The sequence below is a fragment of the Herbaspirillum sp. B65 genome (genome assembly GCF_000333555.1).
Taxonomy (GTDB): Bacteria; Pseudomonadota; Gammaproteobacteria; order Burkholderiales; family Burkholderiaceae_D; genus Herbaspirillum; species Herbaspirillum rubrisubalbicans.
In genome coordinates, this window is record NZ_BADI01000415.1 from 1 (window position 1) to 12,584 (window position 12,584).

Annotated in this window: 11 protein-coding genes; 7 read left to right on the forward strand and 4 right to left on the reverse strand. The window is 63.0% G+C overall.

Features of this window, described 5'->3' with window-relative positions:
- Nucleotides 1-623: 623 nt before the first annotated feature.
- The 3 genes from I5W_RS09925 to I5W_RS09935 form a co-directional block, all read right to left on the reverse strand.
- Nucleotides 624-854 carry a hypothetical protein gene (locus I5W_RS09925; protein ID WP_017454146.1) on the reverse strand — a complete coding sequence of 77 codons (231 nt, stop codon included), beginning with the start codon at nt 852-854 and terminating at the stop codon, nt 624-626.
- Nucleotides 855-863: 9 nt separating this feature from the next.
- A complete protein-coding gene (locus tag I5W_RS09930) occupies nt 864-1,265 on the reverse strand; it encodes a response regulator (RefSeq protein WP_017454147.1) in 402 nt (133 codons plus the stop codon).
- A 163-nt stretch (nt 1,266-1,428) separates the two neighbouring features.
- Nucleotides 1,429-1,812, reverse strand: coding sequence for a hypothetical protein (locus I5W_RS09935; RefSeq protein WP_017454148.1), 384 nt, complete (start codon nt 1,810-1,812; stop codon nt 1,429-1,431).
- A gap of 245 nt (nt 1,813-2,057) precedes the next feature.
- Between I5W_RS09935 and I5W_RS09940 the strand changes: the two genes are divergently transcribed.
- The 6 genes from I5W_RS09940 to I5W_RS09965 all read left to right on the forward strand — a co-directional run bounded on the left by I5W_RS09940 (nt 2,058) and on the right by I5W_RS09965 (nt 9,711).
- Nucleotides 2,058-3,302, forward strand: a complete 1,245-nt coding sequence (locus tag I5W_RS09940; RefSeq protein WP_044529093.1) for a hypothetical protein — start codon at nt 2,058-2,060, stop codon at nt 3,300-3,302.
- 176 nt (nt 3,303-3,478) lie between these two features.
- Nucleotides 3,479-4,933 carry a methyl-accepting chemotaxis protein gene (locus I5W_RS09945; protein ID WP_305809652.1) on the forward strand — a complete coding sequence of 485 codons (1,455 nt, stop codon included), beginning with the start codon at nt 3,479-3,481 and terminating at the stop codon, nt 4,931-4,933.
- Nucleotides 4,930-5,808: a proteasome-type protease gene (locus I5W_RS09950; protein WP_017455236.1), complete on the forward strand. Its 879-nt coding sequence runs from the start codon at nt 4,930-4,932 to the stop codon at nt 5,806-5,808. Before I5W_RS09945 ends, I5W_RS09950 begins: the two co-directional genes overlap by 4 nt.
- Nucleotides 5,809-6,039: 231 nt before the next feature.
- On the forward strand, nt 6,040-7,497 hold the full coding sequence (locus I5W_RS09955; protein WP_044529094.1) for an MFS transporter: 1,458 nt from the start codon (nt 6,040-6,042) through the stop codon (nt 7,495-7,497).
- Complete coding sequence (locus I5W_RS09960; protein ID WP_044529095.1) at nt 7,484-9,010, forward strand: FGGY family carbohydrate kinase; 1,527 nt, start codon at nt 7,484-7,486, stop codon at nt 9,008-9,010. The genes I5W_RS09955 and I5W_RS09960 overlap by 14 nt, the downstream gene beginning before the upstream one ends.
- Nucleotides 9,011-9,165: 155 nt before the next feature.
- Complete coding sequence (locus tag I5W_RS09965; RefSeq protein WP_044529096.1) at nt 9,166-9,711, forward strand: glycerol-3-phosphate responsive antiterminator; 546 nt, start codon at nt 9,166-9,168, stop codon at nt 9,709-9,711.
- A gap of 32 nt (nt 9,712-9,743) precedes the next feature.
- Here the strand turns inward: I5W_RS09965 and I5W_RS09970 are convergent, their stop codons facing one another.
- On the reverse strand, nt 9,744-12,197 hold the full coding sequence (locus tag I5W_RS09970; RefSeq protein ID WP_044529097.1) for a DUF3141 domain-containing protein: 2,454 nt from the start codon (nt 12,195-12,197) through the stop codon (nt 9,744-9,746).
- A 138-nt stretch (nt 12,198-12,335) separates the two neighbouring features.
- Between I5W_RS09970 and I5W_RS09975 the strand changes: the two genes are divergently transcribed.
- A partial coding sequence (locus tag I5W_RS09975) for an HDOD domain-containing protein (RefSeq protein ID WP_044529098.1) occupies nt 12,336-12,584 on the forward strand: 249 nt, incomplete at its 3' end.

Below are 12,584 nucleotides of genomic sequence, written 5' to 3' on the forward strand. Positions count from 1 at the left end.
GCGCAGGAGGACGTATGGTCGCCAGCAGCAGGCCTTCCCTGACCGGCTGATGCAGGAAATAGTCGGCGCCGTCGTGCAGGGTCTTTTCCTGCGCAGCCTCGCTGATGTTCTCGCCGATGACGACGATGCCCAGCATCGGGAATTTCTGCCGCAGATCGGCCACCAGAGGACGAAAACTGTTGGTGATCCGATGCGTCTCGATGATCAGGATCGTGGGTTTTTTTTTTGAATCTCCCCCTCCAGCGCCGACAGCGCCGTCACCGCCCTGACCGGCAGGCCGCTTGCATGAAGAATCTTCAGCACGTGACCCGGTCCTTCGCCTGGATGCTCTACGATTAACACTGCCACGTCGACTCACATCCCTAAAATAAAACAGCCCTGATACTCCGCTCGCAACGGATGAGTATCATTGTTGGTTACGTTATACCCGCTTTTGCGAAGCGGGAGTTTCACAGAAAATCTCGATTTTATTTCTTATCGGAAATTTTTTGTGGGGTGGGGGAAAGGCGCAAGACCGTGTAAAAACGACGAACGGCAGCCCGTGGGCTGCCGTTCATCCTGATGCTGTCTCTATCTCTGTCTTGGCTGCGTTGGCCTACTGCCGATTCGGTAATGGGCGCCGGTCAGTAGATGTCCAACCCGAAATACTGGGCGACATCACCTTCGGTCCAATCCTTGATGACATCGCGTTCCAGCAGAACGCGATATTCCGAGCGCGTCATGCCGCCCGGTTGCTGGATGATGCGGCTCTCCAGCGTATAGATGGTCTGGTGGATGCGGGTGGTCATCGAGGCCTGCTTGATGATGCTGCCCACTTCCGGTTCCTGCTGGTCGTCGTTGGCGGGGAGGTCCATGGCGTCCTCTTACTTCATCTGTGCCCGCCGCGCCAGGATTTTCTCGATCTTTTCCTTGAGCGTGGTGGCGTTGAAGGGCTTGACGATGTAGCCATCGGCGCCTTCCTGGGCCGCCATGACGATGTTTTCCTTCTTGGCTTCTGCCGTGATCATGAGTACGGGCAGATGGGCCAGGGCAGGGGTGGCGCGAATTTTCTTCAACAGGGTCAGGCCATCCATGACCGGCATGTTCCAGTCGGTGAGCACGAAGGTGATATTGGAGGCGCCCGACTCCAGGATCTTCAGAGCGGTGGAGCCATCGTCGGCTTCCACGATCTTGGTGTATTCCAGTTCCTTGAGCAGGCCGCTGACGATGCGGCGCATTGTCGAGAAATCGTCGACGACGAGAAAGTGTTGGTCTGTATCAGCCATGTTTGAGGTGTACCTTGGAGAGTGGCATGTACCCGAATCGGCAGCATATCTGCACGATCCATGTAGAGGCGGCGGGGGCGATCAAGCCGGGCCGGCGCACCAGCCCGCCGACCGGCTCAGTGGCAAAAGGGGGGGCGGGGCCGCACCCTAGTGGTTCGGTTGCCTAGTTGCTCAGTGCCCACTGACCCTGGGCGTTCTTGCAATAGCGCAACTTCAGCGGCTCGCTGCCACGCTTGCTGGTGACCACCAGGTCCACCTTGGCGCAGGGCGGGGTGCTCTTCTCGAAGGTCGGGGTGATCTTGGCCGAGGTCGAGGGCTTGGGGCCATCGGTCCACTGCGAGGTCTTGCCGCTCACGCCCGCATCCAGCGAAGCGGTAATGGCGGCGTAGAGGGAGTCGATCTGTTCTTTCTTCAAATCGGCCACGGCCGTATTGGAGAAGAAATCGAGGTTGGCCTGGGCCTGAGCCTGGTGGGCCAGCGCGGCGGCGCAAAGGAGGCCGGCCTGGCTGGCCAGTTTCAGAAAGTGGGAGAGGGAACGCTTGGTCATGGAGGGCTCGTTTCTCGGAATCTGGAAGTCAATGACGTTGTCGGTATCGGGGGGAGGACAACGGTAAAGCCTTGCTTTTATACCAGAAATCAGCGGGGCTCCAAACTTGCGCTTGCGCGGTAAAGGTCCCGCTTTTCCCGCTTTTTATGGCGGACCTGGTAGGCATAATGCGCCACACTGCTACGCTTGCGCACGCCTGTGCTCACCAGCGCCATTGCGGCAACCCACGACAACAAGGGGAAACCATGAAGTCCAGCCTGGTACGTATGACGATGATCCTCGGCCTGTTGGCCTGTGCAGTACCTACCGTGGTGCAGGCACAGGCACCTGCCATCTCCGCCCCTCAAGCCGTGCAGGCAGTGGCCTCCGGTGTGCGGTATGAAATGATAGGTCGTTGGGATGTGGATAAACTCAACACCATCCTGAAAAAGGACACCCCGGCCTTCTCCGGCGTGCCGGTCGATTACACGCCGGCGCGCAATGCCGTGATCCTCTATCGCGTGACCTATCCTTCGGTGATCCCGGAACGCGGCAACCAGCCCATCCTGGCCTCGGGCCTGCTGGCCATTCCCGACACGCCGGCCAAGTCCTATCCCATGCTGTCCTACCAGCATGGCACGGTGTATGAGCGCAAGCAGGTGCCGTCCTTCCCCGAGCAATCGCCGGAAACGCAATTGATGATCGCCCAGTTCCCCGGCCAGGGTTACGTGCTGATCGGCGCCGATTATTTCGGCATGGGCATTTCCACCGAACCCGAGAGCTACATGGTCAAGGGCAGTCATCAGCAAGCTACCTACGACATGCTGATGGCTTCGCGCAGCGTGCTCTCCAGCATGGGCGTAGCCAGTGACAAGCTGTTTCTCTCGGGCTGGTCGCAGGGCGGTTTCGTCACCATGGCGTTCCTGGAAAAGCTGGAAGCGGCCGGCGTCAAGGTCGATGGCGCCACCACTGCCAGTGCGCCGCTGGATGTGTTCGCACTGCTGGAAGGCTTCCTCACCTATCCGCGTCCCCATGATGCGGTCTGGCTCAATAGCATCGTGATCCTGTCGGCATTTGCCTTCGAGAATTATTATGGTGTGCCCGGCCTGGCGCGCTCGGTCTTGACCGATGCCTCCTATGAGGTCTCGAAGAAGGCCTACGAGCGCCAGCCTTTCAATGTGGCCGACATTCCCACCGATCTTCACAAGCTGATTCGCCCCGAGTATTTCGATACGCATTATTTCGCCAATTCTGCATATGGCCGCCTGATCGCCGACACCCAGGCTTATCGTTGGGTGATCCGCTCTGATGTGCGCAACTATTACGGTGAGTCCGATGAAGCCATCACGCCGGGCGTGGGCCGCATGGCGATGACCTATGCGCAAGCCATGGGTTCGGGCAACCCGCACGTGCAGGCGGTGTCCACCGGACCGACCACCCATCGTGGCACTTTTGCCACAGCGGTACCTTTGTGGAAGAACTGGTTCGATAGCAAATCTGCCACAAAGTAAGACACATCCTCCTCCTCGTCCAGCGTACAGGTCTTCTTTTGCCAGCCCCAAAGGCAGAGCAGACCTGTCTCTTCCCCTCTTTTCCGTCCTGAGGTCGCAACTCATCCGGCATATCATCCGCTTGCCGGCTCCCCCCACCGGCTTGGCACTTCCCTCCACTCCATACTGCAATCCACATGAATCCTCTCCGTCGTCTCCGCCTGGGCGCACGCCTGGCCGCCGGCTTTGCCGCGCTTTTACTATTGCTCATCGTCATCACCGTCATCGGCATCACCCGCATGTCGTCGCTGGATCAGACGTCCATCGAGATCAGCGGCAGTACCTATCCCAAGGTCAATGCCGCCCAGAAGATGGAATACCTGATGATGAATATTGCCCGCGCCGCACGCAACATCATTATTCTGGAAGATGCTGCACAGATGGCCAGCAATAAGAAATCCATCGACAAGGATCTGGCGGAATATCAGAAGGCTCTGGATTACCTGCGCACTCATGCCAGCACTGACGAAAGCCGGCGACTGACCTCGCTCGCCGATGAGCAGAGCAAGGCCTATTTCGCCTTCACTGCCGATGTGGTCGATCTTGGCTTGAAGAACCAGAACGTCGAAGGACAGCGCCTGTTGTTCGGTCCGCGCTACAAGACCCAAGGCGAGCTGCTGGCCACCCTGCAACAACTGGTCACCCTGTTTGAAGGCCAGATGCACGAAGCGACCCAGGCCGCACACGATACCTACCTCACCTCGTCCACGATTCTGGGCGTGTCGGCTGCAGTGGCAGTGCTGCTTGGTCTGATCGCCGCATTGGCGATCAGCCGCTCCATCACCGTGCCCATGGCCGATGCCTTGGATACCGCACGCAAGGTGGCCAATGGTGACCTGACCAAAACCATCACCGACCATGCCCCCGATGAAACCGGCGAACTGCTGTCGGCCCTGCGCGAGATGAACCGCTCTTTGGTGGACATCGTCTCCAACGTGCGCACCGGTGCCGATACCATCGCCACTGCCTCGCAGGAAATCGCCTCCGGCAACCAGGATCTGTCGGCGCGCACCGAACACCAGGCCAGCTCTCTGGAAGAAACCGCCTCCTCGATGGAGGAGTTGACCTCCACCGTACAGCAGAACAGCGCCAATGCCCGCCATGCAGCCGACATGGCGCAGGCCGCCACGCAGATTGCCGGCCAGGGTGGCGAGATCGTCGGTCAGGTGGTGACCACCATGGATGACATCGATGCCTCGGCCCGCAAGATCGTCGACATCATCGGCGTGATCGATGGCATCGCCTTCCAGACCAATATCCTGGCCTTGAATGCCGCCGTCGAGGCGGCCCGTGCGGGTGAGCAAGGTCGCGGCTTTGCGGTGGTGGCTACCGAAGTGCGCAGCCTGGCGCAACGCTCGGCGGCTGCCGCCAAGGAAATCAAGATCTTGATCGGCGACTCCGTGGAGAAGGTCGATTCCGGCGCCCAACTGGTCAAGAAGGCTGGTCATACCATGCAGGAAATCGTGCAGAGCGTGGCCCAGGTCAATACCATCATCGGCCAGATCAGCGCGGCTGGCGACGAGCAGCGTGCCGGCATTGAGCAGGTGCACCAGTCCGGCTTTCCGTTTCCACGTTTCAAGATTTCATCATGACCTACTGCGTAGCCATGCGCCTCAACAGCGGCCTGGTGTTCCTGTCCGATTCGCGCACCAATGCGGGAGTCGATCACATCGGCACCTTCCGCAAGATGAGTGTTTACGAGAATCCGGGCGACCGCGTCATGGTCATGATGACCGCCGGCAACCTGTCGATTTCACAATCCATCCGTCAGATGTTGACCGAGCGCACCAATGCCGAGGGTCGCAGCATCTGGACCGCCACCACCATGTACGAGGCCGCGCAGATCCTGGGCGACGCCATCCGCGCCGTGCATGACCGCGAGGCCGCCGAGCTGAGCAAGTTTGGTATCGATTTCAACGTCAGCATCATCTTCGGCGGCCAGATCCGTGGCGAGCGCTGTAGGCTGTTCCAGATGTACTCGGCCGGCAACTTCATCGAATCGCACGATGAGAATACCTATTTCCAGATCGGCGAATCCAAGTACGGCAAGCCCATCATCGACCGCGTGGTCACGCCGCAGACCACCCTTGATGAAGGGGCCAAGTGTGCGCTGATCTCGATGGACTCGACCCTGAAGTCCAACATCTCGGTGGGCCTGCCGCTGGACCTGCTGGTCTACCAGAGCGAAGACCTGGCCGTGACCCGCTTCGTCACCATCGATGAGCAGAACCAGTATTTCCAGATGATCCGGCGTAGCTGGGGTTCGCAGTTGAAGCGCGTCTTCGAGGCCATCGACGATCCGGTCTGGGATGCGCCGCCGGAAGATACCTTGAACGTGCTCTCCTCGGTCACCGATCTCAGCGAGCCGGTGCGCGTGCCGCCGCCCAATGGCGTGGCGCGCGGTCTGCAAGCGGTGCCGCGGCAGATCCTGGCGCAACAGGATGGGGACGTGGGACAGGCGAGCTGAAAGACTTAGTTTTTTCTTGGAGGAAACTTAGTTTTCTTTTTGCCAAAACTAAGTTTTCATCAGACGGGAGGGATAATACGGCGGACGGCGGGAGCCGCCAATCGTTGACAAGCCCGGCGCCGGGCTCATAGAATTGCCCGGCAGATTTTTAGATAAGAGACCATCTGTAGGATGGTCTCACCACGTGCGCAGTTTGCAACGGCCTCTTACAGACTTCATCAGGAGAGCCCCGTGCAAGCTGCAGTCCCCCTGCGAGACATCGACGATGTCGTCGCCTTCATCAATTCCCGTCCGTCCCTGCACGGCCATGCAGGCCTGGTGTGGTGGCTGCTCTTGGGCGGCCTGTTCCTGGAAGCCCTGTCGCATTCGGCCTTGAGCGTGGGCTTGCCGGCCATGATCGGTCAGCTTGGCCTGGGACCGCCCGAGGTGGCCTGGCTGGCGTCTTCGGCGGCCGCCTCGGCACTGCTGGCCAATCCTCTGGGCGGCTGGCTGGCCGACCGTTGGGGGCGCAGGCGGCCACTGCTGCTGGCCAAGTTGCTGGCCTTGGGAGGAGCAGTGCTGGTGGCCTGCGCGCCCGATTTCGCCAGCATCCTGATGGGCCGCCTGCTGGCCGGCATCGCCTTCGGGCTGGACTTCGCGGTGGCCATGGCAATGCTGGCCGAGATCACCCCCCAGCACCTGCGCAGTCGCCTCACGCTATGGCAAGCACTGTGGTACCTGGCGGTATGCGGCAACCTGCTGCTGGTGCTGCTGGTGGAACCCTGGGACGTAGGTCAGAGCCTGTGGCGCTATCCACTGGCGGCGACGGCGCTGGCCGCCTTTTTGATGCTGAACCTGCAACTGCTGTTCCTGGTGGAAAGCCCATGCTGGCTGGCGCGCCGGCGGCGCTGGCAGGAATGCGCCGAGGCGCTCTCGCGGCTCTTCGATGCGCCCTATTTCCAGCTACTCGAGCACCATCCTTCACAACACAACGGCGGCCTGGCAAAGGCTCCCCACGCCAGCCTGCGACAACTCCTGCACCCGCCCTACTTGCTGCGCCTGATCCTGGCCGCCACCGTGCAAGTGGTGCAGGCGGTGCAGTACTTCGCCATCGGCTGGTATCTCCCCATTCTGGGCCTGGAACTGTTTGGCGAGGATGCACGACAAGCCGCCTGGGGCGCGCTGGTGTTCAACCTGTGCGGCATCGCCGGTGGCTTGCTGGCCCCGTGGCTGGCGCGCCGCCTGGGCTTGCGCAACGCCGCGGCCTGCGGCTTTGGCGCCACCGGCCTGGTGTTGCTGATGCTGGCGGCGTCCTGGCCGCAACTGCGGTCCTGGCAAGCCTGGCTGCTGCCCTCGTTGTTCCTGCTATGCCATGCGGCCGGCCCGGGGGCCAATGGCAAGAGCCTGTCCTCGCTTTCCTTTCCCAGCGAATTGCGGGCCCGCGCCAATGGCATCACCGGCGCCCTGGGCGCCGGCGGCGCTACCCTTGGGCTACTCCTGTTTCCGCTGCTGCAAGCAAGCCTGGGCAGTTCCCTGTGCCTGCTGCTGGTCGCCATGTTGCCCTTGGCCGCCAGCGCACTGTGCCGCCTGATCCCCTGGGATCCGGAGCGCGTGGACTTCCATCCCGACCTCGAACGTCCTTGTGCGGTTGCCGATACCTCCGACCCGGCGCCTTATCCCAGCGACAGAAGACGCCATGAGCGGTCGTGAGGCCATCCTGGCCATCGATGCCGGTACCTCCGGCACTCGCGCGGCCGTGGTGACGGCCAACGGCCAAGTCTCCTGCCTGCACCACCTGCCCCTGCCGATCCATTCACCGCAACCCGGGGTGGTCGAGCAGGATGCCGCCCTGATCTGGCAACACACCCTGGCCGTGTGCCACGCCACGCTGCAGCAAGCGCGCCAGAAGCGTCTGCAGGTACGCGCCATCGGCCTGTGCAACCAGCGCGCCAGCGCCGTGCTGTGGGATACCGTCAGCGGCCAGCCGCTGGTGCCGGCCCTGGTCTGGCAGGACAGCCGCCATGCCGCCCAGTTGGCCAAGCTGGCCGTGCACTGGGAGCGTCGCCTGCGCCCGCGCCTGGGGCGTCCACTGGGACCACGTTCACCCTACCTGTGGGCGGCCCATCTGTTGCGCAGCAACCCTGCCGTAGCCCAGGCCTGGCGGCAGCGGCGGTTGGGCTTCGGCAGCATCGACACCTGGTTGCTGTGGCAGTTGAGCGCTGGTCGCCTGCTGGCCACCAGCGCCACCAATGCCACCGCCTGCAATGCCTACTGCCTGGACGAACACGCCTATGCGTTGGACTGGTTGCAAGCACTGGATTTTCCGCTGGAGCTGTTGCCGCCGCTGTACCAGGATGCCGATGACTACGGCATGAGCGAGGCCAGCGTACTGGGTGCCGCCCTGCCCATTCGCGCCTGTGCCGGCGACCAGCTGGCCGGCGCCATCGGCCTGGGTTGCCTGGCCGCCGGTCAAGCCCTGTGCGTGCATGGCACCGGCAGCTTCATCAACCTGCTGGTGGGCACGCGCGCGCCGCTGGCGGCTGGCATCAGCGAGCAGAGCGGCAGCGTGGTGGTCACGGCGCGCCGCCAGCAGGGCGTCTCGCATTTTGCCCTGGAGAGTTTTTGCGCCACCACCGGCGCCGTGCTGACCTGGGCCTGCCAGCGCCAGCGCTGGTTTCCTCATGCGCGTGCCCTGCTCTCGCTGGCGGCCAGCGTGCCGCACGCAGGAGGGGTGAGTTTCGTGCCGGCCCTGGCCGGCATCCAGGCGCCGCAACGCCACAGTGGCGCCCGCGCCGCCTTGCAAGGCCTGTCGCTGGCCAGCAGCCGCGCCGAGATCGCCCATGCCCTGGTGGAAGGCATCGCCCAGGCGGTCGCGGCCTGCGTGCACGCCAATGCCGAGGTGGCCGGCCTGCCGGTGACGCAACTCATGAGCGGGGGTGGCCTCTCGGCCAGCGACCTGCTGCTGCAATTGCAGGCCGACCTGACCGGCGTACCCACCTATCGCACCCATCAGGCCGCTCATGCCAGCCTGCGCGGCATCGCCTACCTGGCAGGCAGCCAGGGCTTGCTGTGGGACGACCTGCCGCAAGCCTGCGCCCGCACCCGCCTGCGCGCGGTGTTCGAGCCACGCCTCGATGCCGCTGCCCGTACAGCGCGCCGGGCGCCCTGGCAAGCCCGTGTTGCCGCGGAACTGGCCTACGCCGGACGCGATACCGCGCATTGAGCGGCCCCGACTTTTTCTTTACTCTCTTTACTCTCCATAGGAGCCTTAGCATCATGCGTCGTCCCCCTCTCCCACCCCAGGCCCTCTCCACGGCCATCGCCAGCAGCCGGACCCCTGATCAGTCCCTGCAAGCGCGTCTGAAACGCCATCCGATCATGGCCGCCGTCTATGGCCTGCAATACTTGCCGGCCTTCCTCGACAGCGCTGCCGAAGTGGCCATCGTGGCCCATGTGGAATTGCGCCAATTGCAGGCGATGATTGCCACCGTCAAGGCCGCCGGCAAGTTCCCGCTGCTCAATGTGGATACCTGCGAAGGTTTGTCCCAGGACAAAGCTGCGATTGACTATCTGGTCGAGATCGGCGTGCCGGCCTTGGTCTCCACGCGCGTGTCCACGCTCTTGCGTGCCAGTCGGGCCGGGCTGATCACCATGCAGAAGGTATTCGTCACTGACCGCACCACCTGGCCTCGCAGTCTCAAGGCGCTCGAACAGAGCTCCCCCAACCTGGTGCAACTGATGCCGGCGCCGATGCTGGCAATGGTCAAACCAGCCGACCGCGAGTTGTTGCCGCCCATCGTCGCCTCCGGCTTCGTCTGCAACGAGCACGATGCGCGCACCGCCCTGGCCACAGGGGCGGTGGCGCTGTCCACCAGCGACCAGGGGATGTGGAACCTGTCTGGAAAGATGCTACGGGCGGCCTGAACCGGGCGCACCACCTCCCGCCTCATGCGGCATCAACTACGCCGCGTGCGCGGCTTGGCGGGAGTGCTGGCTTTCTTCGGCGCTGCCTGGGGACTGACTTTGGTCTTGGCTGTGGTCTTGGCTGTGGTCTTGGTTGCGGTCTTGGCCGGCGCTACCGGCTTGCGTGCCACCGGTTTGCGTGCTGCCTTCCTGGGCGCCACCGCCGGTGCCGATTCGGCCTGTGGCAGGTGCAGCTCATCGCTGTCTTCGCCGATGGCCGTGGTCAGCTTGCGCGCCAGGGCGATGACCTTGTCCGGTTCCACGTCCAGCGTGCCGATCAAGAGTTCGATGATTTCCGAACGCGGATTGGCCAGGGTCGGTTCTATCATCATCACCGCTGCTGCCAGCGCCAGGGCGCGTTCGCGGCTGGCGCGATCGGGCAGCATCTGGCCCAGGGCATTGAGCGCTTCCACCGGCGCCACGGCGGTAATGCGCGCCTGTTCCTTCAACAACTGCACCCAGTTGGTCTTGGCCGAAACACTGGCGTGCATGTTCGGCAGTTGCGCCAGCAAGCGCGCCAGGCGCAGGCTGCGCCGCTCGAAGGCGCCAATGGAAAGCATCCCGGCAATGACGATGCGGCACACCGCCTCGGCAAAACCGCCCTCGGCGATCTGGTCGATCACGGTGGCGCGATAACGACCCAGTTCCTGCTGCGCCCAGCGCTGTGCCAGCTCGGCATCCGGTTCACGCGGCGGCAGCCAGGCGCCCAGGCCATTGCGGCCGAATAGCTGGCGGGTCACGCGCACCGTGCCCGCATCGCGCTGGTCGCGCCAGGCATTGAGTTCCTCGGTGATCTTTTGCGCCATGCGGCGCTCGTAGAGCTTGAGCGGATGCTCCGGGTCCAGGTGTACCCGTTGCGCCCGCGCCCGCGCGGCTTGCTGGCGAATGAAGGCCGCTGCCGGGTGGGCATCCGAAAACAGTTGCCGCTGCATCCGCAGCGGGTTCAGGCGCATGAGCGCATTGGCGCTGTCGCGGGTGGCCGTCATACGCACCCAGGGGCGTACCCAGGTCTTGTAGAGCTGGGCATTGATCTGCGACCACTGGCTGATGGTGGAGAACATCGATTCCTCGTCGCGCCCCTCAGGATTGAGCTGGCGCAGATCGGCCATGGTGCGGTGCTCGTAGTGCACCGTGTAGTCGCCCGGTTCCAGCGCATCCCAGCGCTGGGTCTCGCGGCCATCCTTGCGCTCCAGCTTCATCTCGTAGAGACCGGGCGGCAGGCTCTCGATCACGTCCAGCGAACTCACCAGCTGGTCATGTTCCTTCAGCGCCACCGAACCGCCCACGAAGATGCCCAGGTGTCCCACGCTCTCATGCAACACGTAGATGATGGTACGCCCGGCCGCCGCAATGGCGCGCTCATCGCCCCAGGTATCGATGATCCAGTCCAGCGCCTGCGGGGGCGGTGTGATGTTGTCCCCCCAGGAAGCGAACACCACGATGGGCGCAGTGATGTCGCGCAGGTTGACCGCACGGCCCTTGACCTCCAGTTCGCCGCGCGCCAGCTTGTTGCCCACGAACAGGTTCTCCGTGATGGCCTCGATCTCGGCCCCAGTCATGCGGAAGAAACCGCCCCACCAGCGTTCGAATTCCAGGAAGCGCGGCGCCTCCTGGTCGACGCCGGCCCACAGGTTGTAGTACTTGCCCCAGAAGGTATTGGCCGGATTGAGCTTCTCGAAATTCTCGACCAGGTAGGCACCGTCGAAACGATCTGCGCCCAGGTCGGCGGCCAGCGAAGCCAGCCAGGTACCGCCCAGGGTGGCACCGCTGTAGCGCATCGGATTCAAGGTGGAACTGCCGGCCCAGTAGGAAGCCGGTGCGCCCACCATCATCAGCGGACCGAACAGCTCCGGCCGCACCGCGTCCAGCGTCATCATGGCCCAGCCAGCCTGGCAATTGCCGATCACCACCGGCTTGGCCGAGCATTGCGGATGGCGACGGATCACCTCTTCCAGGAAGCGGGCTTCGGCATCCATCACCGTCACCAGGGTCTGGCCATCTTCCGGTTCAGGGCGGAAGGTGACGAAATAGACCGTATGCCCGGCCTTCATCGCCATGCCCACTTCGGAATCGAACTTGAAGCCACCGATGCCCGGCCCATGCCCGGCGCGCGGATCAACCACCACCACCGGCCGCGCCTGCGGATCGACCGCCAGGCCGGCAGGCGGCTGCAGGCGCAGCAGCGCGTAGTTGCAAGGCTGCGGCAGGTCGTGGCCATCGAGCACCAGTTCATGGTCGAACTTGAGCAGCGGTGGCGTGCCCTGCTCCAGATGATGCAAGTAGTCGTTGCCGCGATCGAGCAGGGTATCGAGGAACAGGAAGCTGCGTTGTACGCAATCCTCTACGTAGGCAGGGACATCGCCCCAGGCTGACGGCGTGGTCGTATTGCCCGCCTCGATACCCGCAGCGTCGTGGGCGATGGATGCCGATTTGTTGCGACTGACCATGAATGCACTCCAGAGCAAGGAATGCCATCATGATACGGATAAAGAAGGCGGCAAATCGTCCGATCTCTGCGACAATGGAACCGCAATTCACGGTATTGGCTGTGAAATGCAACAAAAATATTGCACGGAGGAATTGACATGGAGCTCAAGAGCCTGGTGGACCAGCCTGGCAAACTGCCGACCGTTCCCAAGGTAGTCCAGCAATTGATTGCCAGCTTCAATGCCGAGGATGTCTCCTCGCACGACATCGCCCAGCAGATCGCCGCCGACCCGGCCCTCACCGCCAAGGTCTTGCGACTGGCGAACTCGGCCTTCTTCCACGCCTCGCGCACCATCGGTACCGTCGACGATGCATTGCGCATGTTGGGTTTCATCATGGTGCGCAAT